The sequence below is a fragment of the Streptomyces sp. NBC_00414 genome (assembly GCF_036038375.1).
Taxonomy (GTDB): Bacteria; Actinomycetota; Actinomycetes; order Streptomycetales; family Streptomycetaceae; genus Streptomyces.
In genome coordinates this window covers 4,478,958-4,497,947 of record NZ_CP107935.1, presented here as the reverse complement: position 1 = coordinate 4,497,947, position 18,990 = coordinate 4,478,958, and the positions used below count along the sequence as shown (strand labels likewise).

17 protein-coding genes are annotated in these 18,990 nt (G+C 70.1%); 8 read left to right on the top strand and 9 right to left on the bottom strand.

The window, feature by feature from the left end:
- Window positions 1-179: 179 nt before the first annotated feature.
- On the top strand, window positions 180-1,718 hold the full coding sequence (locus OHS59_RS19280; RefSeq protein ID WP_328494645.1) for an MFS transporter: 1,539 nt from the start codon (window positions 180-182) through the stop codon (window positions 1,716-1,718).
- A 524-nt stretch (window positions 1,719-2,242) separates the two neighbouring features.
- Here OHS59_RS19280 and OHS59_RS19275 read toward each other — a convergent pair.
- Window positions 2,243-2,746, bottom strand: a complete 504-nt coding sequence (locus tag OHS59_RS19275; protein WP_328494644.1) for a MarR family winged helix-turn-helix transcriptional regulator — start codon at window positions 2,744-2,746, stop codon at window positions 2,243-2,245.
- A 132-nt stretch (window positions 2,747-2,878) separates the two neighbouring features.
- On the opposite strand from OHS59_RS19275, the gene OHS59_RS19270 reads away from it, so the two are divergent.
- Window positions 2,879-3,679: a dioxygenase family protein gene (locus OHS59_RS19270; protein ID WP_328494643.1), complete on the top strand. Its 801-nt coding sequence runs from the start codon at window positions 2,879-2,881 to the stop codon at window positions 3,677-3,679.
- Between the two features lie 54 nt (window positions 3,680-3,733).
- On the opposite strand, the gene OHS59_RS19265 is transcribed toward OHS59_RS19270, so the two are convergent.
- Window positions 3,734-4,252 (bottom strand): GNAT family N-acetyltransferase, encoded by a 519-nt coding sequence (locus OHS59_RS19265; RefSeq protein ID WP_328494642.1) that lies wholly within the window; start codon window positions 4,250-4,252, stop codon window positions 3,734-3,736.
- A 178-nt stretch (window positions 4,253-4,430) separates the two neighbouring features.
- On the opposite strand from OHS59_RS19265, the gene OHS59_RS19260 reads away from it, so the two are divergent.
- Entirely contained in the window at window positions 4,431-5,429 is a 999-nt protein-coding gene (locus OHS59_RS19260; protein ID WP_328494641.1) for a sigma-70 family RNA polymerase sigma factor, read from the top strand.
- A 507-nt stretch (window positions 5,430-5,936) separates the two neighbouring features.
- On the opposite strand, the gene OHS59_RS19255 is transcribed toward OHS59_RS19260, so the two are convergent.
- Window positions 5,937-6,902 carry a helix-turn-helix transcriptional regulator gene (locus OHS59_RS19255; protein ID WP_328494640.1) on the bottom strand — a complete coding sequence of 322 codons (966 nt, stop codon included), beginning with the start codon at window positions 6,900-6,902 and terminating at the stop codon, window positions 5,937-5,939.
- 129 nt (window positions 6,903-7,031) lie between these two features.
- A protein-coding gene (locus OHS59_RS19250; RefSeq protein ID WP_328499002.1) for an IS5 family transposase occupies window positions 7,032-7,830 on the bottom strand; the annotation gives its coding sequence in 2 pieces (ribosomal slippage) (window positions 7,032-7,493 and window positions 7,495-7,830; 798 coding nt in all).
- 370 nt (window positions 7,831-8,200) lie between these two features.
- On the opposite strand from OHS59_RS19250, the gene OHS59_RS19245 reads away from it, so the two are divergent.
- The 4 genes from OHS59_RS19245 (at window position 8,201) to OHS59_RS19230 (ending at window position 13,853) form a co-directional block, all read left to right on the top strand.
- Complete coding sequence (locus OHS59_RS19245) at window positions 8,201-9,661, top strand: MFS transporter (protein WP_328499275.1); 1,461 nt, start codon at window positions 8,201-8,203, stop codon at window positions 9,659-9,661.
- Window positions 9,662-9,871: 210 nt separating this feature from the next.
- Window positions 9,872-10,633, top strand: a complete 762-nt coding sequence (locus tag OHS59_RS19240; protein ID WP_328494639.1) for a DeoR/GlpR family DNA-binding transcription regulator — start codon at window positions 9,872-9,874, stop codon at window positions 10,631-10,633.
- 51 nt (window positions 10,634-10,684) lie between these two features.
- Window positions 10,685-11,632, top strand: a complete 948-nt coding sequence (pfkB, locus tag OHS59_RS19235; protein WP_328494638.1) for a 1-phosphofructokinase — start codon at window positions 10,685-10,687, stop codon at window positions 11,630-11,632.
- A 133-nt stretch (window positions 11,633-11,765) separates the two neighbouring features.
- On the top strand, window positions 11,766-13,853 hold the full coding sequence (locus OHS59_RS19230) for a PTS fructose transporter subunit IIABC (RefSeq protein ID WP_328494637.1): 2,088 nt from the start codon (window positions 11,766-11,768) through the stop codon (window positions 13,851-13,853).
- Window positions 13,854-14,000: 147 nt separating this feature from the next.
- Here the strand turns inward: OHS59_RS19230 and OHS59_RS19225 are convergent, their stop codons facing one another.
- The 3 genes from OHS59_RS19225 to OHS59_RS19215 form a co-directional block, all read right to left on the bottom strand.
- Window positions 14,001-14,747: a DUF6227 family protein gene (locus tag OHS59_RS19225; protein WP_328494636.1), complete on the bottom strand. Its 747-nt coding sequence runs from the start codon at window positions 14,745-14,747 to the stop codon at window positions 14,001-14,003.
- A 157-nt stretch (window positions 14,748-14,904) separates the two neighbouring features.
- Window positions 14,905-16,107, bottom strand: a complete 1,203-nt coding sequence (locus tag OHS59_RS19220; protein ID WP_328494635.1) for a L,D-transpeptidase — start codon at window positions 16,105-16,107, stop codon at window positions 14,905-14,907.
- A gap of 172 nt (window positions 16,108-16,279) precedes the next feature.
- Window positions 16,280-17,314 carry a P1 family peptidase gene (locus OHS59_RS19215; RefSeq protein ID WP_328494634.1) on the bottom strand — a complete coding sequence of 345 codons (1,035 nt, stop codon included), beginning with the start codon at window positions 17,312-17,314 and terminating at the stop codon, window positions 16,280-16,282.
- A gap of 59 nt (window positions 17,315-17,373) precedes the next feature.
- Here OHS59_RS19215 and OHS59_RS19210 point away from each other — a divergent pair, with 59 nt between their 5' ends.
- Window positions 17,374-17,550, top strand: coding sequence for a hypothetical protein (locus OHS59_RS19210; RefSeq protein WP_328494633.1), 177 nt, complete (start codon window positions 17,374-17,376; stop codon window positions 17,548-17,550).
- Window positions 17,551-17,686: 136 nt separating this feature from the next.
- Here OHS59_RS19210 and mscL read toward each other — a convergent pair whose 3' ends face one another.
- Window positions 17,687-18,199 carry a large conductance mechanosensitive channel protein MscL gene (gene mscL / locus OHS59_RS19205; RefSeq protein ID WP_328494632.1) on the bottom strand — a complete coding sequence of 171 codons (513 nt, stop codon included), beginning with the start codon at window positions 18,197-18,199 and terminating at the stop codon, window positions 17,687-17,689.
- 135 nt (window positions 18,200-18,334) lie between these two features.
- On the bottom strand, window positions 18,335-18,880 hold the full coding sequence (locus tag OHS59_RS19200; protein ID WP_443061467.1) for a hypothetical protein: 546 nt from the start codon (window positions 18,878-18,880) through the stop codon (window positions 18,335-18,337).
- Between the last annotated feature and the right edge of the window lie 110 nt (window positions 18,881-18,990).

Sequence of the window (18,990 nt, the reverse complement as noted above, 5' to 3'; positions counted from 1 at the left end):
GACCGACCGATCGGATCCGCGCGTTTCGCGAGTCACTACTCACACCACAAGCCACCGGTCGTCATCGACAAGGGCGTCGAGGAGGGGCGTCGACAACGTAGTCGACGAAGACGTCGCCGGTGACGAGCCGTCCCTTCCGTCACGTTTTTTCGCCACGAAGTCCTGAAGTGGGTACTCCCATGTCTGAAACAGTCCAGGCCAACGCCGCCAAGGCGCCGGCTCCCGATTCCAACCGCTGGAAAGCGCTGGTCTTCATCGCGCTCGCCCAGCTGATGGTCGTGCTCGACGCGACCATCGTGAACATCGCCCTTCCCTCGGCCCAGCAGGACCTGGGGATCTCCGACGGCAACCGGCAGTGGGTCATCACGGCCTACGCGCTCGCCTTCGGTGGACTGCTCCTGTTCGGCGGCCGCATAGCCGACCTGTGGGGCCGCAAGCGCACCTTCGTCGCCGGTCTGATCGGCTTCGCCGGCGCGTCCGCCCTGGGTGGTGCCGCGACCAACGAGGCACTGCTGCTCGGCTCCCGCGCCCTGCAGGGTGCCTTCGGCGCGCTGCTCGCGCCCGCCGCGCTGTCGCTGCTCGCGGTGATGTTCACCGACTCCAAGGAGCGCGCCAAGGCGTTCGGCATCTACGGGGCGATCGCCGGTGGCGGTGGCGCCGTCGGCCTGATCCTCGGCGGTTTCCTCACCGAGTACCTGAACTGGCGCTGGACCTTCTTCGTCAACATCCCGTTCGCGATCATCGCCGCGGCCGGCGCGTACTTCGTCATCCGTGAGCCGGTCGGCAGCCGCAACCGCTCGCCGCTCGACATCCCGGGTGTCGTCCTGTCCACCCTCGGTCTGGTCTCCCTCGTCTACGGCTTCACGCGTGCCGAGTCCGAGGGCTGGAGCGACTCCACCACGATCGGCCTGTTCATCGCGTCGGCGCTGCTCCTGGCCGCCTTCGTCTTCGTCGAGTCCAAGGTCAAGGCCCCGCTGCTGCCCCTGCGCGTCATCACCGAGCGCAACCGTGGCGGTATCTACCTCTCGCTCGGCCTCGCGATCATCGCGATGTTCGGTCTGTTCCTCTTCCTGACGTACTACCTGCAGATCGTGAAGGGCTACACGCCGGTCAAGACCGGTTTCGCCTTCCTGCCGATGATCGCGGGCATGATCACGGGCTCCACGCAGATCGGCGCCCGGCTGATGAACCGCCTTCCGGCGCGGCTGCTGATGGGCCCCGGCTTCCTGGTCGCGGCGCTCGGCATGCTGCTGCTGACCCGGCTGGAGATCGGTTCCTCGTACGCCGGCGTGCTCCTGCCCGGCATGCTCCTGCTCGGCCTCGGTATGGGTACGGCGTTCATGCCGGCCATGTCGCTGGCCACGCTGGGTGTCGAGCCGCGTGACTCCGGTGTCGCCTCCGCGATGGTCAACACCTCGCAGCAGGTGGGCGGTGCGATCGGTACGGCTCTGCTGAACACGATCGCCGCCTCGGCCACCACCGCGTACGTGAAGGACCACATCGGTGGCGCCACCACCCAGTCCCAGCAGCAGCTCGTCCAGCTGCAGGCCCAGGTGCACGGCTACACGAACGCGATCTGGTTCGCCGTCGGCATCCTCGTCCTGGCCGCGGTGATCGTCTTCACCTTCGTCAACGCGGGGAGTGTGGACATGAACTCGTCCTCCGACGCCGTCGACGGGGCCGAGGACGACCTGAAGGTCCCGGTCATCGCCCACTAGCCGCTCCGCGGTGTACGGGCCTGGACCAGACCGGGTCACCCACTGACCTCGTGCGTACGCAGGGGTGGGGACGCCTTCGTACGCACGACCCCGATCTGCCCCGACTCCATGAACTACGGAGCCGGGGCAGATCCATGCCATGCCCCGACCGGTGCGCTGCGCTCCGCGGGGTGGCCGGCCGCGATCCTGCGGGCCGGCGGGGGGTGCCCGCGCAGTTCCCCGCGCCCCTGACGGGGCCCGACCGGTTGTCACGGACGTGCGGCTCGGCGGGGGTTGGCCGCGCAGTTCCCCGCGCCCCTTCGGGGCACGAACGCCGTTGTGAGCCTGCGGGCCGGTGGGGATTCCCCGCGCACCTCCCCGCGCCCCTGAAGACAAAAGGCCGGGGCGCAGCCCCGCTTTTCAGGGGCGCGGGGAACTGCGCGGCCGGCCACAGCACACCCGCACCCGACAGCGCGCCCCGGCCGACCCAGATCGGCGCAGCCGGCCGGAAGAGCAGGCCAGCGGGAGTCAACCCGTAGAGAGCCCTAGCGTAGCCAGGGAAGATCCGCCCCGGCCCCCTCCGGCTGAAGCCCCTCCGCGATGAGCAGCATCGCCTCCCCGAGCGCCTTCTGCTGCTCGGGAGTGAGCCGGTCGAACAGCGCCTGCCGAACCGCGGCCACATGCCCGGGAGCGATCCGCTCAAGAACCGCGTACCCCTCGTCCGTCAGGACGGCGAACTGCCCCCGCTTGTCCGAGGGGCAGTCCTCCCGCCGCACCCACCCGTTTTTCTCCAGCCGAGCGATCGCGTGCGAGAGCCGAGACCGGGTGATCTTCGCCTTCATCGCCAGCTCGGTCATCCGCAGTCGTCGACGCGGCGCCTCGACCAGTTGCACGAGCAGGCCGTAGTAGATGTGCGGCATGCCCGCGTCACGCTGCAGCTGGCGGTCGAGATGGTCCTCAAGAAGCGTGGTCGCGTGCATGAACGCACGCCAGGTGCGCTGTTCCTCGTCACTGAGCCAGCGCGGCTCGTCAGCGGATGCGGTGTTCATACACCTACTGTACGAGCCCCTTCTTGAATCTTAAACAAGTAGGGAGTAGGCTCCGCCTGGTAAAGCTTGATACTTCAAGCAAGTATCTCTTCAGGCAGTATCCTTCGAGCAGCAGGAGAGGGAGTCGCAGTCATGTCCGCAGCCACCGAGGAACGCCCCGCCGTGGAGCGCATGCCCGCCCTCTACCTCTCGCACGGCGCCCCGCCCCTGGCCGACGACCCGGTCTGGCCCGGCCAGCTCGCCGCCTGGTCCGCCGACCTCCCGCGCCCCAAGGCGATCCTCATGGTCTCCGCGCACTGGGAGGAGGCCCCGCTCGCCCTCGGCGCGACGGCGTCCGTCCCGCTGGTCTACGACTTCTGGGGCTTCCCCGAGCACTACTACAAGGTGCGGTACGACGCCCCGGGCGCCCCCGCCCTCGCCGAGTCCGTCCGCAAGCTGCTGCGCGCCCCCGGCACGCCGGTCCAGGACATCCCGGACCGCGGCCTGGACCACGGCGCGTACGTCCCGCTCGTCGAGATGTTCCCCACGGCCGACATCCCGGTCCTGCAGATCTCCATGCCCACGCTCGACCCCGTCCGCCTCATGGAGATCGGCCGCAAACTGGCCCCCCTGCGCGACGAGGGCGTCCTGATCGTCGGCTCCGGCTTCTTCACCCACAACCTCGCCGCGCTCCGCCAGGGCGGCATCCCCGGCTGGTCGGCGGAGTTCGACGCGTGGGGCCACCAGGCGCTCGACTCGGGTGACGTGGACGGTCTCCTCGACTTCCTCCACAAGTCCCCGGCCGGGCAGCTGGCCCACCCGCGCACGGAGCACTTCGCCCCGCTGTTCGTGACCATGGGCGCGGCGGACGCCTCCGGCGATCTGGAAACCCAGCGGTCCGTGATCGACGGCTTCTGGCTGGGACTGGCCAAGCGGTCGGTGCAGTTCGGCTGACGGGGACCGCTTCTCCCTTGCGGGGCCGCCCCCGGACCCCTGGGGGCTACCCCCTCAGAGATCCTTCTCGTACCACGCCACGTCCCAGTACCGCCCGAACTTCCGGCCCACCTCCCGGTACGTACCGACGTGCCGGAAGCCGAACCGCTCGTGCAGCCGCGCGGACGCCTCGTTGGGCTGCGCGATCCCCGCGTACGCCCGGTGCAGGTCCTCGCCCGAGAGCGCCTCGAACAGGGCCTTGTAGAGGAGCGTGCCGACGCCCCGGCCGCCCGCGCCGGGCGCGAGGTAGACCGTCACCTCCACGGACGTCCCGTACGCGGGCTTCGGCCGGAACGCGCTCGATGTGGCGTACCCCAGAATCCGCTGTGAGTCCGCGTCCACGGCAACCATCAGCCGATGCGGGCCGTCTTCAGGGTGAGAGAGCAGCCAAGGGCGGCGCTCCTCCGCAGTGAAGACCACCGTGTCGAAGGTGATCGGCGTCTCACGTACGTAGTGGTTGTAGATGTCCGTGAGGGTGTCGAGGTCCGTTTCGACTCCGGGTCTGACCTGGACCTCTGTACGTTCCGATGGCACCGGACCTCCCTTTATGGCGGCACAGGGTACTGCAAGATCAGAAAAATCGAGGGGCGGGTTGGGAATTCTGTCCGGATTCCAGTCGTTGTTTCCATCGGAAGCAGGGCACTCGGGAGGGTGTCCGAGCCACCAAAGCCACCACTAGGACCCGCAAGCCCACCATCGCAAGGGAGCACGCATGGCAACCCGTGCCGTCGCCCGTCGTAAGTCCGCCTCCGGCGAGACCGACGCGGCACGCAGTGTTCGCGTCGTAGGCGGCGAGATCGCCGACCGCGACCTGGTCGGCATGTATCTCGACGAGATAGCGCGCACACCGCTGCTCGACGCCGCCAAGGAGGTCGAGCTGTCCCAGACCATCGAAGCCGGCGTCTTCGCGCGGCAGCTTCTCGACGGTGAGGCCACCGACACAAAGGTGAAGGCCTCCCGCGAGGAGCTCGAAGCGCTGGTCGCCGAGGCCGAGCGGGCCAAGGAAGTCTTCATCAAGTCGAACCTCCGCCTGGTCGTCGCGGTGGCCCGTCGCTACCCCCGCAGCGGTCTCCCGCTGCTGGACCTGATCCAGGAGGGGAACGCGGGCCTGGTCCGCGCGGTCGAGAAGTTCGACTACCGCAAGGGCTTCAAGTTCTCGACGTACGCGACCTGGTGGATCCGGCAGGCCATCACCCGGTCCATCGCCGACCAGTCGCGCACCATCCGGCTCCCCGTCCACCTGGTGGAGGAGCTGGGCAGGATCCGCCGTGTGCAGCGCGAGTTCAACCGCGAGCACGGCCGCGATCCGGAGCCCGCGGAGATCGCCGCGGAGCTGGACACGAAGCCGGAGCGCGTCGTCGACGTACTCGACTGGGCCCGCGACCCGGTCTCGCTGAACATGGCGGTGGACGACGAGGGCGACACCCAGTTCGGTGACCTGCTTGAGGACACCTCGGCCGTGTCGCCGGAGCAGTCCGTGCTCACGCTGCTGCGCAGTGAGGAGCTGGACGACCTCATAGGCCGCCTCGACCAGCGCACCGCCTCGATCATCAAGATGCGGTACGGGATCGACGACGGCCGCGAGCGCACGCTGACCGAGGTCGGCAAGGAGCACGGCCTGACCCGCGAGCGCATCCGCCAGATCGAGAAGCACGCGCTGATGGAGCTGAAGAAGCTGGCCCGGTCCACGGGGTTCGACGCCGCGGCGTAGACCGTCCGGGCGGTTGTCCGGTCCGCGGGCGGCACCGCCTCCGAGCTCCGGCGGCGCTCCGGGACGGGGTGAGGAAAACTCATCCTCGTCGCGGGGATTGGGTCCGCGTTTCGGGGGCACGCGAGCCTACCGCGGGTCAGATGAGCGGAACCGAGTCGGTCATGCCGCACGGCATGACCGGCCAAGACCGGTCATCGGAGTCGCACGGAAGTCCGTTTACAGCCGCTTCAACACATCGGTCCCGGGGCACAAAACTCCAGGACCCCCAAATACCGAGTCCCGACGCACTCCCCCCGGTGCCGGGACTCTTCCAGAGTCGAGCTCCGGCGCCTCCCCCCCCTGGCGCCGGGGCTCGACTCCATCCGCGGGGTCGTGCCGTCGTACGGACACGACAGCTGGGCCACCCCGAACCTGAACCCCGGGGTGACCCAGGTGGCACATTGTGTCACGGGGGCAAACCCTGCCGACGGCCGCACCGTCCGGCAGGACAGGCCCTGCGGGCACGGCCTAGTTCCCGACGGCCCGGCTCAGCCTGCCTCCCAAGTCCCGCACACAGGCCACGAGTTCCGTCGGCCCGTGCACGGTGAACTCGCAGTCCACCATCGCGAGCCGCACCGCCAGCCACTCCACCGCGTCACCGGCCGAGGCCCGCAGCCGGCACCGCATGTCGTCGATCGGCTCGGGTGCCCCCAGCCAGGCGGGCAGCCGCGCAGCGATGAACTGCGCGGGCGCGGCGAACGTCACGTCGAACTCGTACGTCTCCTGCCGTCGGTACATCGACTGCCGCAGATATTCGGCCGCGTCCCCCGTCGGCAGCTCGCGCGGGGTGAAGCGGGCCCCGGTCGCGAAGGGGTCGGACACCCGGTCGACGCGGAAGGTGCGCCAGTCCTCGCGGTCGAGGTCGTACGCGACGAGATACCAGCGGCGGCCGGTCGACACCAGCCGGTACGGCTCGGTCAGGCGCCGGCTCTCCGCCCCGTCCCCCGCGCGGTACGCGAACCGCAGCCGTTCGCGCCCCGCGATCGTCGAGGCCATCACGGTCAGCGTCTCGGGCGCGATGCTTGCGCCGTCACCCGCCGTCAGGGGAGTGGTGGCGGCCTGAAGGGTGGAGACCCGGTGGCGCAGGCGGCTCGGCAGGACCTGTTCGAGCTTGGCCAGTGCCCGGACCGAGGCCTCGTCGACGCCCTCGACGGCGTGCCCCGCACCGGCCCGCAGACCCACCGCGATCGCCACCGCCTCCTCGTCGTCCAGGACCAGCGGCGGCATGGCCTTCCCCGCGACCAGCCGGTAGCCGCCGTCCGCGCCCTTCGTCGCCTGCACCGGATAGCCCAGCTCCCGCAGCCGGTCGACATCCCGCCGCACGGTCCGCCGCGACACCCCGAGCCGCTCCGAAAGCTCCCCACCGGGCCACTCCCGAGGAGTCTGAAGAAGAGACAACAACTGAAGCAGCCGAGCCGGGGTGTCCGTACTCATGGTTTCTCCCTCTGCTAGTGCTTTCCGGGACGCCGACAACCGCTGCCTTCAGGGGCGCGGGGAACGGCGCAGTCCTCTGCCCTCAAGGGGCGCGGGGAACGGCGCAGTCCTTTGCCCTTAGAAGTCATCTCATTTGGTGAGTCTGCGGTAGCAAATCAAGGTGCAGGCGATGCTGGTGAAGGCGAGGAAGTGGTCGGCTTTGCGTTCGTAGCGACGGTGCAGGCGTCGGCATCCGGCGAGCCAGGACATCGTGCGCTCCACGGTCCAGCGGTGGCAGCCCAGGCGGGCCGAGGACTCGATGCCCCTGCGGGCGATGCGGTGCCGGATTCCTCGGCTGGATAACCATCGTCGCAGGTGGTTGTAGTCGTAGCCCTTGTCGGCGTGGAGTTTGTGGGGTCTGCGTCGCCGGGGTCCCCGGCGGGAGCGGATCGGCGGTATGCCTTTCACCAGTGGGATCAGTGCCTGGCTGTCATGCGTGTTGGCGCCCGAGATGCCGATGGACAGGGGCAGTCCGGTCCGCTCTGTGATCAAGTGGATCTTTGACCCGTACTTGCCCCGGTCTACAGGATTCGGGCCTGTCAGTTCCCCTTTTCAGGGCCCGCATGTTGACCGAGTCGATCGCGCACCGGGACCAGTCCAGCTCGCCACGGGATCCGAGCTCGTCGAGGACCAGGCGGTGGAGTTTGGCCCACACCCGGGCCTTCGTCCACTCGGTGAAGCGCCGATGGGCCGTCGCGCCGGACGGGCCGAACGACGCGGTCGGCACCTGCTGCCACGTGCAGCCCGAGGTCGCCACGAAGACGATCGCGGCCAGCACTTCACGGTCGCCGTGCCGACGCCGGCCACCGCCCTGGGGCCGCGACGGTGCGTCGGGCACCACCCGTTGGAACAGCTCCCACAACTCGTCCGGCACCAGCCGCTCAACGATCTTTGACACGCCACAAGTCTAGTCACCCAAATGAGATGGCGTCTTAAGGGGCGCGGGGAACGGCGCAATCTCTTGCTCTCAGGGACGCGGGGCTGCGACATTTCGCGGCTCCGCCGCGTGGGCCCGACCAGCCACAACGCACCCGCACCCTCCATACACGCCGCGGCATCCTCGACTCCTCCGAGGATGCACCAGAACTAGGACATGACCTGACCTACATCCCCCCTACCTTCGCAACATGACCTCGCCAAGCAGCACCTCCACACCCCCCGGCCCGGAGGCCGACCCGTCGACGACGCCCCCGACGACGCCCCCGGCGACGGCAGCGGCAACGGCGGACCGCCGCCGCTGGTACGCGCTGGCCATTGTCATGACGGCCGCCTTCATGGACCTGGTCGACGTGACGATCGTGAACATCGCGATCCCGTCGATCCAGCGGGACGCGGGTGCGACCTTCAGCCAGATCCAATGGATCACGGCCGGCTACGCGCTCGCCTTCGCCGCGGGCCTGATCACCGGCGGACGGCTCGGCGACATCCACGGCCGCAAGCGGCTCTTCCTCATCGGCATCGGCGGCTTCACCCTCGCGTCCGCGCTCTGCGGCTTCGCGGTGAACCCGGACATGCTCGTCGCGTCCCGCATCCTCCAGGGCGCGATGGCCGCGCTGATGGTCCCGCAGGTCCTGTCGATCGTGCACGCCACGTTCCCCGCGCACGAACGCGGCAAGGTCTTCGGCCTGTTCGGCGCGATCGTGGGCCTGGGCGCGGTCTCAGGACCCCTCTTCGGCGCGCTGCTCACGGAGTGGAACCTGTTCGGCCTGGAGTGGCGGCCGATCTTCCTCATCAACCTGCCGGTGGGCATCGCGGGCCTGATCCTCGGCCGGAAGTTCATCACCGAGTCCAAGGCCCCGCGGGCCCTGAAGCTCGACCTCGTCGGCGTCGCCCTGGTCACCCTCGGTCTGCTGATGCTGCTCTACCCGCTCATCCGCGGCCGCGAGCTGGGCTGGCCGACCTGGGGATACGTCTCGATGGGCGGCGCCGTCGTCGTCTTCGGCGCGCTGGTGGCGTACGAGAAGCGCAAGACGGCGCGTGACGGGTCGCCGCTCGTCGAACTCTCCCTGTTCAAGGTGAAGAGCTTCGCGGCGGGCATCGCCGTCCAGACCGTCTTCGGGATCGGCCTCGGCATCTTCTTCCTGGTCTGGACGCTCTACATGCAGACCGGCCTCGGCTGGAGCCCGCTGCGGGCCGGCCTGACGGGCGTGCCCTTCTCGATCGCGGTGTCGCTGGCGGCCGGCCTCTCGGTGCAGAAGCTGGTGCCGCGCTTCGGCCGGAAGGTGCTCCAGGCGGGCGCCCTCACCATGGCCGCCGGTGTCCTGCTCTACATCTGGGAGTCCGAGCGGTACGGCATGTCCATCGCCTCCTGGCAGATGGCCCTTCCGCTGGTCGTCATGGGTGTGGGCATGGGCCTGATCGTCGCCCCGCTGACGGAGGCGGTCCTCTCCGAGGTGCCGCGCGAGCACTCCGGCTCGGCGTCCGGCCTGATCAACACCGTCCAGCAGATGGGCAACGCCCTCGGCCTCGCGCTGGTCTCCGTCGTCTTCTTCGGCGCGATGTCCGACCACCTGTCACCGGCCGGGACGGGCCCCGCCTTCGTCGACGCCTTCCAGCAGGCGCTGGTCTGGGTCGCCGTGGTCATGGCGGTCATCTTCCTCCTGATGTTCGCCCTCCCGAAGCGCCCCGCCCAGCACGTGGAGGGAGCGGAGGCCATGGAGACCGCGCCCGTCGTGCCCGCCCTGGACACCAAGGAGCAGGAGCCCGAACTCGTCGGCTGAGCAAGGCGATTCACCGACCGGACGGTTCACTGCCCGGCACTGCGAGGCCCGGCCCCTTCGAAGGGGCCGGGCCTCGCAGTGTTTTCCGGATGTCACACCGGATGTCCGTTCATGCCCACATCGATGCCCGAACCTGTTTACTTTCCCGAAACTCGGGCGTAGCCTGCGCGTGAAACCACAGGTTCGGGCACAGAGTGGAGGCGAACGGGCATGTACGCACCTGAGCGGCAGCAGGAGATTCTCCGGCTCGCGCGTGACGGTGGACGTGTGGACGTGGTGTCGCTGGCGGAGGAGTTCCAGGTCACGGCCGAGACCATCCGGCGCGATCTGAAGGCCCTCGACCGGGCGGGACTGCTGCGCCGGGTCCACGGTGGCGCCATACCGGCCGGGCGGCTCGACTTCGAGCCCGACCTCGCCGAGCGCGAGACCACCTCCGCGGACGAGAAGGACCGCATCGCCAAGGCGGCCCTCGCCGAACTGCCCGACGAGGGCACGATGATCCTCGACGCGGGCACGACCGTCGCCCGCCTCGCCGGGGCCCTCCCGCTGGAGACGTCGCTCACCGTCGTGACGCACAGCCTCCCCATCGCGGCCCGCCTCGCCGACCACCCCGGCATCCAGCTCCATCTCATCGGCGGCCGCGTCCGGCACCGTACGCGCGCGGCGGTCGACGCCTGGGCGCTGCGGGCGTACGGGGAGATCCGCGCGGACGTGGTCTTCCTCGCCGCGAACGGCTTCTCCGCCGAGCACGGCCTGACCACCCCGGACCTCGCCGAGGCCGCCGTGAAGCGCGCCGCGCTCGCCGCCGCGCGCCGCGTGGTGCTGCTCGCCGACTCCGCGAAGCACGGCCAGGAGCACTTCGCGCGCTTCGGCGACCTCGGTGAAGTGGACCTCCTGATCACCGACAGCGGGCTGAGCCCCGAAGACGCCACCGCCATCGAGCGCGGCGGCACGGAAGTGCTCTGTGTCTAGCGAGAAGTGCTCCGTGTGCAGCGAAACGCCTATGGCCGGAAACGAGTGCGCATGATCCTCACCGTCACCCCGAACCCCTCCCTGGACCGTACGTACGAGGTTCCCTCGCTCGACCGCGGTGAGGTCATCCGGGCCACCGGAGAGCGCATGGACCCGGGCGGCAAGGGCGTCAACGTCTCGCGGGCGGTCGCCGCGGCAGGCCGGCGCACTGTCGCGGTCCTGCCGCTCGGCGGCGCCCCCGGCGCGCTCGTGGCCGACCTGCTCGACGCGCAGGGCATCGAGGTCGCGCCGGTCCCGGTCGCCGGGGCGACCCGCTCGAACATCGCCCTCGCCGAGGCGGACGGCGTCCTCACGAAGATCAACGCACCCGGGCCCGAACTCACCTCGGCGGAGGAGGAGTCGCTCCTGGAGACCGTGCGCGAGCAGTCCCGCGACGCCGACTGGATCGCCTGCTGCGGCAGCCTGCCCCGCGGCCTCGCACCCTCCTGGTACGCGGAACTGGTCGCCCGGGCCCACCGAGCGGGCGCCCGGATCGCGCTGGACACCTCGGGACCGGCGCTGCTCGCGGCCCTCGCCGAACGGCCCGACGTCGTCAAGCCGAACGTCGAGGAACTCGCCGAGGCGGTCGGCCGCCCGCTCACCACGGTGGGCGACGCGGTCAAGGCCGCCGAGGAACTGCGGGGGCTGGGCGCGCGGACCGTCCTTGCCTCCCTCGGCGCGGACGGGCAGCTGCTCGTCGGCGAGGACGGCACCTGGTTCGCGAGCGCCCGCGTCGACGTCGTACGCAGCAATGTGGGCGCCGGCGACTCCTCCCTCGCCGGTTTCCTCATCGCCGGCGGCAGCGGGCCCGGTGCGCTCGCCTCCGCCGTGGCGCACGGAGCGGCGGCCGTGCAGCTGCCGGGCAGCGTGATGCCGAGCCCGGCGAACCTCGACCCGGCCGCGGTGACGGTCACCGCGGAGATCCCGGTGGACCGCGTCCTGACGGAGCCCGCGTCATGAGCAACACCCCCTCAGCCCACCCCGCAGTAGTCGCAGTAGCGGAAGTAACGGCAGCAACCGCAGTAACCCCCGTCCCCATCCCCACCCTCGCCCACCACTCTTCCCGGGCGATACGCGAGCGAAGGAGCCCGCGATGAGCGAGATGATCACCGCGGACCTGGTCGATCTCGACCTGTCCGTCGATACGAAGGAAGCGGCGGCGCGTGCCCTCGCCGAGCGCATGGTCTCCCTGGGGCGGGTGACCGACCTTGATGGATTCCTCGCCGACGTCGCCGCCCGTGAGGCCCAGATGCCGACCGGCCTCGACGGTGGCATCGGCATCCCGCACTGCCGCAGCGAGCACGTCACCGAGCCGACGCTGGCCTTCGGGCGCAGCGCGGACGGGATCGACTTCGGTGCGCCGGACGGCCCCGCCGACCTGATCTTCCTGATCGCCGCTCCGGCCGGTGCGGACGACGCCCACCTCACCATCCTGTCGTCGCTGGCCCGCCAGTTGATGAACGCCGAGTTCACCTCCGCGCTGCGGTCGGTGGACGACGCGGCGTCCGCGGCGGCGCTCATCCGCGGGGACGAGCCGGCCGAGGCCGCCGGGGACGCCACCGAGCCCGCTTCGGCTCCGACTCCGACTCCGGCTTCGACGCCGACGCCGACCACGCCGAAGTCGGTACCGGAGGCCACGGCCGACGGGGGTTCCGCCTCCGCCGGTGAGGGCGACCGGCCGTTCCGGATCGTCGCCGTCACCTCCTGCCCCACCGGCATCGCGCACACCTACATGGCGGCCGAGTCGCTGGAGAACGCGGGCCGCGAGGCCGGTGACGTCGAGATCGTCGTCGAGACGCAGGGATCGGCCGGCTTCACCCGGCTCGACCCGGCGGTCATCGCCGCGGCGGACGGCGTGATCTTCGCGCACGACGTCTCCGTACGGGAGAAGGACCGGTTCGCCGGCAAACCGACCGTGGACGTCGGTGTGAAGGCGGGCATCAACAAGCCCGCCGAGCTGATCGCCGATGTGCGCGCCAAGGCCGCGCGCGGCGAGGCCACCGCGGCTGCCAGGCCCGGCGGCGGCACACCGGTCGAACGGACCGGCGAGCCCGGCGAGGGCTACGGCACGAAGCTCCGCAAGTGGCTGATGTCCGGCGTGAGTTACATGGTCCCCTTCGTGGCCGCGGGCGGTCTGCTGATCGCGCTCGGCTTCGCGATCGGCGGCTACCAGATCAACGAGGCCAAGTCGGTCACCGAGCACTTCGACTGGGGCCAGATCGACAGCTGGGGCGCGCTGCTGTTCCAGATCGGCGGGGCGGCCTTCGGGTTCCTCGTCCCGGTGCTGGCCGGCTACATCGCGTACGGCATGGCGGACCGGCCGGGTCTCGTTCCCGGCTTCGTCGGCGGCGCCATCTCGATCACCATCGGCGCGGGATTCCTGGGCGGCCTGGTGGCCGGTCTGCTGGCCGGTGGCGTCGTCCTCGCGATCCAGCGGGTGAACATCCCGAAGCCGTTGCGCGGCATCATGCCGGTGGTGGTGATCCCGCTGATCTCCTCGGCGGTCGTCGGATTCCTGATGTTCGTGGTCATCGGCAAGCCGATCGCCTCGGCGCAGGACGCTCTCACCGACTGGCTGAACGGCCTCACCGGCAGCAACGCCATCCTCCTCGGCGTGCTGCTCGGGCTGATGATGTGCTTCGACCTGGGCGGCCCGGTCAACAAGGTCGCGTACACCTTCGCGACGGCCGGTATCTCGGTCGCGGCGCCCAGCGACTCCGCCATGAAGATCATGGCGGCCGTGATGGCCGCGGGCATGGTCCCGCCGCTCGGCATGGCGCTGGCGACGACGATCCGCAAGAAGCTCTTCACCCCGGCCGAGCAGGAGAACGGCAAGGCCGCCTGGGTCCTCGGCGCGTCCTTCATCTCCGAGGGAGCCATCCCGTTCGCCGCCGCCGACCCGCTGCGGGTCATCCCGGCCTCGATGGCGGGCGGCGCCGTCACCGGCGCCCTGACCATGGCCTTCGGCTCGACCCTGCGTGCCCCGCACGGCGGCATCTGGGTCACCTTCCTGATCGGCAAGCCCTTCCTCTACCTGCTGGCCATCGCGATCGGCACGGCGGTCACGGCCGGCCTGGTCATCGTCCTGAAGGGCATGCGCAAGCAGGCTCCTGACGGCAGCGCGAAGAAGGCACCCGAGGCCTCGACGGCGACGCAGCCGAAGGAGCCGGTCGCGGCGTAGGCGCGCTCGACCGCAGAACCCGCACACGGCCGTGGCCCGGGAGACTCACTCCCGGGCCACGGCCGCGTCCGCACGTATCGGTCAGCTGCCCGCACGCATCTCTCGGCGCCCTCGGCGCACGTTGGCGTCCTCAGCGCTCGCGCGCTCTCAGCGCAGGTTGGCGGCCCGGCGCTCCATGGCCTCCCGGGCCTCTTCCTCCGACGCGTAGACCTCGCACATGTGCCGTCCGTCGGGCGTCGCCGTGTGTTCGACCTCCCACAGGGACAGCTCGCGGCCGTCGCGGAGCAGGAACGCGTGCTCGTAGAGCGAGAAGCACAGGCCTCTGCGGCCGGCCCGGCAGGGCCGCCCGAAGGCCTGGGTGATCTGGTGCGCGAACGCCGTACGAAGCAGCTCGGCCATGTCCTCGCCCGGCCGGTCCGCGTTCTCGGCGCGCCGCAGCAGCCGCCGCCCGTGGTCCGCCGAGTCGTCCGGAACGTAGGCGTGCAGTGGTTCCGGAATGGCCGACAGCCGCACCAGCAGGGGCAGTTCGAAGTCAGGCGTGTCCATCGGCAGCGGCAGGCGCGCGGTCGCGGTACGCAGCTCTTCCTCGTCCTCGTAGACCTCGTGCTGGGTGTCCCGGCTCGGCGCGGTGTTGTGGACCAGCTCCCAGAGCGTGAGCGCGCTCCCATCGGCCAGCAGCCACGTATGACGATACGTTTCGCGGTGCAGCCCCGCGCTGTGGTGCGCGGAGTGCAGTGAACTGTCGTGGGCCAGCGCCCGGTCGAGCCGCCGTATCGTGTCGTCCGGCAGCTCGAAGGAGTTCAGGGCGCGACCGAGGAGTCGCGCGAGATGCTCCTCCGGAGACTCGGGCGACTCGGGTGGCTCGTACGCTGCCGTCTCGTACGGAACGCTCAAGGCTTCTCCCGGCGTTGCTGCATGTCACCTTGTGGGTGCATACCGTAGCCCCTCGGTCGGACATCATGTCCGGGAACCGAGAAAACGTACGCACAGAAAACGCCGGTGCCGCGGGAGAAGTTCCCGCGCGGCCCGCGAAAACCTCAAAACCCTTAGGTCAGAGGGCACTTCCGGCGGTCCATGCACTCCATGCCATGTTCCAGCCGTTGAGCCCGTTGTCCGGCGAGACCGTCTTGTCGGGGGAGTTCCTGACCGTCACGACGTCCCCGACGAGCGAGTTGTCGAAGAACCACTTGCCGTTCGTGTCGCTCCCGGCACCCTGCACATCCGCGAGGCCGACGCAGCCGTGGCTGGTGCCCTGCTTCCCGAAGGGCGGGTTGCTCTTGTCGTACCAGTAGTTGCCGTGAATGAAGGTCCCCGAGGCTGTCAGCCGCATCGCGTTCGGCACGTCAGCGATGTCGTACTCACCGCCGTAGCCGACCGTCGACCCGTCCATCCGCGTCTGCCGGAACTTCTCGGCGATCACCATCTGCCCGTTGTACGTGCTGTTGTCCGGGCTGCCGCCCGAGATCGGGATCGTCTTGACGGTCGCCCCGTCGCGTACGACCTTCATCGTCTGTGTGTCCATGTCGACCGTGGACACCTGGGAACGCCCGACCGTGAAGGTGACCGTCTTGTCCTGCACCCCGTAGACGCCGTTCGCTCCCTCGACCCCGTCCAGGTCGACCTTCGTCGTGACCTTGGAACCGGCCTTCCAGTACTCCTTGGGCCTGAAGTCCAGCCGCTGCGCGCCGAACCAGTGCCCGACCACCTTCTGGCCGCTGCTGGACGAGACCTCGATGTGCGACTCGATGTCCTTCTTGTTCGTGATCGCCTTGTCGAAGGTGAAGGACACCGGCATCCCGACCCCGACCTTCGCCCCACCGTCGGGCGTGTACGTCCCGATGAAGCTGTTGTCCTCGGAGACCGTGGTGAAGGTGGAATCGGCCGCCGAGGTCTTTCCGCTCCCACTCCTGGCGGTGGCCGATATCCGGTACTTCGTCCCGCGCTCCAGCCGCTCCTCGGGCTTCCAGCTCTTCCCGTTCCCCGATATCGCCCCCGGTACGGCCTCTCCCGTCTCCGACTCCGTCATCTTCACCTCGGTCAGCTTCCCGTCGCCGACCTTCACACCGGTCGAGTTGATCGACGCCCCCGCCGAACCGTCCTTCGCGGAGATCACGATCCCCGCCCCGGACTTGGACCCACCGGCCTTGTTGTCGGCCTTGGCGTCGCTGCCACAGGCGGTGAGAGTCAGGGCGCCGACCATCAGGGCGGCACAGGCCACCAGCGTGCGCCTCGCTGTCGTGTCGGGCGTTGTCACGGGCTGCTCCAGATTCTTGTGGTGTGGGACGGTCCGCTCCGGTCCATGGCGGAAGATCCATGAACAAGGAGGGAGACTCGGACCGCCCGGGTTCCCACAGCCCGCCCCGAACACCATCACGTGACAGAGTCGGGACAATCCCACGCCCCACAGCCCTACTTGCGCGCCTGCCCTACTCCCTTCCTCCTCCGTACAACTCCCGGTGGGCGAGCCACGATCCGCCCGGGCCCTCCACCGACTCGGCGGCCCGAACCGCCCGTACGATCGCGCGTGTCACCAGGTCCGCGCCGGCGGCGAGGATCTCGTTCAACGCGAGGGGGTCCTCGACCGCGAGCGCTCGCGCGCCCGTGGCGAGCGCGAACACCGTGTCCCCGTCGTGCAGCAGATGCACCGGCCGGACGGCTCGCGCGATGCCGTCGTGTGCCGTGCCCGCCAGCTTCTGGGCCTGTGCCTTCGACAGGTCGGCGTCGGTGGCCACCACCGCCAGCGTGGTGTTGAGCGGGGGAACCGTGTTCTTCGCCGCGGCCTCGGCCAGCCGTGCCCGCGCCGCCCGGTGGACCTCCGCGGCCGGACAGCTCAGCCGCCCCTGGACCAACTCCCCGTAGAGCGCCCCCGTCTCCGGTTCCAGCACCGATCCCGCGGCGTTGGCCACGACGAGCGCCGCCACCGTGATCCCCGATTCGAGGACGGCACTCGCCGTACCGACCCCGCCCTTCATCATTCCGACGGCCGCGCCGGTCCCGGCGCCCACGCACCCCTCCGGCACGGGCGCGCCCAGCTCGCTCGCCGCCGCGGCCTCCACCGCCTCGCGGCCGGTCGCCGCGTCCGGCCGGGCCCGGAAGTCGCCGCCCCGGCCCAGATCGAAGACGCAGGCCGCCGGCACGACGGGCACGACATGGTGCGGATCGGGGCCGACCCGCACCCCGCGCCCCCGCTCCTCCAGCCAGGCCATCACACCGGTCGCCGAGTCCAGCCCGTACGCGCTGCCGCCGGTCAGCACGATCGCCTCGACCTTGCTCACCACATTGCGCGGATCGAGCGCGTCGGTCTCCTTGGTGCCGGGCCCGCCGCCGCGCACGTCCACGGCCGCGACGGCGCCGCCTTCCGGAGCCAGGACGACTGTCGTGCCGGTGAGCCGGCCGTCGCCGATCCGCGTGGCATGCCCCACACGCACCCCGGTCACATCGGTCAGAGCATCAACTGTCATGAGCCCAGTGTCGACCCGACGTCACCCGGAGCCACGCTCCCAGCGCGTACCCTGGAGGTATGAGTGAGACGCCCACCCCCGAACCGCGTGAGCCCAAGGCCGCGCTGGTCTTCGACGACCCGCTGAGCCGGCCGTCCGCGGACGACACGGACCACGGGTGGGGCGAACGGCCGACCGGAGACAGCGCCGCGGACCTGGCCCGCTTCCTGGACGAGAAGCCGCCCCACCACATCTGATCCCACCGGCGGACCGTCCGAACGACAGCCGCCGAGCGGGCGCGGCCCACGTCGGCCGCCGCTTGAACGAGGCCACCGACGATCGCCACCCAGGCCGCAAGGCCGGCGCAGGCGGCGCGTACCCCCGCTGTCGCGGCTACCGCTCGCTGAGGCCGCCACCGCCAGTGCCACCGCCGGCGCCACCGGCACCGCGCTGCGCCACCAGGGCATCGCGGATCTCCTTGAGAACCGCCAGCTCGGTCACCTCGATCACCTCTTGCGTGCTTTCCTTCGCCTTCTGTCGGGCCGCCTGCCGGGCGAGGTACTTGGACATCGGCAGGACCATCAGGAAGTAGACGACGGCGGCGGTGATCACGAAGGTCAGCGTCGCGCTGAGGACGGTGCCCCACATGATGGGGATTCCGCTGGTCGCGGTCCCCGTCGCCTCGTCGAAGTCGCAGGGGGACTTCAGGCACGAGCTGTACTTGTCGAGGTCCTTGGTGCCGAAGGCGCCGACCAGCGGGTTGATCACGCCCTTCACCACGGAGTTGACGATGTTGGTGAAGGCAGCGCCGATGACCACCGCGACAGCCAGGTCGACGACGTTCCCGCGCATCAGGAAGGCCTTGAAGCCGTCCAGGATGCTCGGGTCCTTCTTCTTCTCGCTCACCAGGGGGACCCTTCTCGGTTGCACAGATTGTGGAACGAACAGCTCCGCAACCTACGTCAGGGTGCGGCCGCCCTGTCCAATTCCATAACTCCAACGAGCGACTTGACAGCCCCACGGCGACGCCCCTGACCACGCTCAGCACAGGGTCACCGCCAGCCGCGAGGTCACGCCTGCCCCGGCCAGCCGCGCAGCAGTCCTCCTCGGCACGGACAGAACGACCAGCGCACCGCCCTCGGACACGCTGTCCAAAGGCTCCGGGACCTTCGTCACCCGCACCCCGCGGGCCACCACCCGTGCGTCACCCGCCGCCGACTGCTCGGCCGCGATCACGTCCACGAGGTCCCCGGGCCTGAGCAGCCGCACGGTAGCGCCGTCGGCGATCCGCACAGCCGCCGTCACCCTCTCGACCGGCCGCCGCTCCCGCCCGGCCTCGACCACCGCCCGGGCCCGCGGCGGCCCCGTGTCCCGCGCCACCGTGTCTCCGGGCCCGGCCGCGACCAGGGCCGCCGCAGTCACCGCCAGTCCCGCCGCCAGGGCCCGCCTCCGACACCGAACCAGCCGACGCAGTTGATGCCGCCCGCCCCGCACCCGTACAGGAGCGAAATGCGGCACCTGGCACGTACCGGGAACGTCCGTGCCCAACGGACGCGGAAAGGAAGACAGCTGCGACACGAGTACCACCGCCTGCGGTCGGAGAGGGATCGAGCCCCCAGACTGCAGCCTCGCCAAGATTCCCGCGGACGCCCGTGGACAACCCCCCACTTGTGGAAATCCCCACCACCCGAAGGAGA